We start from the raw sequence: 493 nt of genomic DNA on the forward strand, positions 1-493 counted from the left end.
CCAAAGCAGCAGTAGATACTGAAGCAACAAAAGCAAAATCAGCAATTGACAAAGCAACAGATCAAGCAGGAGTTGATAGCGCGAAAGCTGCAGGTAAGCAAGCAATTGAAAATGTGCCAACAACAGGTACAAATGTTACTACAGCCAAAGAAGTAGCTAAGAAAGCAGTAGATGAAACCAATTCGCGTAAAGTCGCCACTGAATTACCAAATACAGGTACAACGGATTCTACTGTGGCAGTGCTAGCTGCTGTCGCAAGTGCAATGCTTGGTCTTAGCTTTGCAGGACGTCGTCGTAAAGATGACGAAGAAGCTTAATTTGTAGATTTTTTGATAATCATGTAATAATAAGTAGCTCTTTTCTACCATTTCTCAGTCTGTCGAATCTTTAAGTAAAAAGGTTCTTAAAACAAAATCTCCACCTTCCGGTTTGAAAGTGGAGATTTTGTTTTTATAGTAGATTGAAATAAGATGTGAACAAATCTGTTGTAAAA

The 493-nt window shown here is 38.1% G+C and carries 1 protein-coding gene; it reads left to right on the top strand.

Annotated features, from left to right (window positions below; genetic code table 11):
• Window positions 1–317: LPXTG cell wall anchor domain-containing protein (locus SMIDD28_RS10720; protein WP_155719342.1), on the top strand; the 317-nt coding region annotated here is incomplete at its 5' end.
• Window positions 318–493 lie beyond the last annotated feature (176 nt).

It is taken from the genome of Streptococcus mitis (assembly GCF_001579045.1).
In the GTDB taxonomy this organism is placed as follows: domain Bacteria; phylum Bacillota; class Bacilli; order Lactobacillales; family Streptococcaceae; genus Streptococcus; species Streptococcus mitis_D.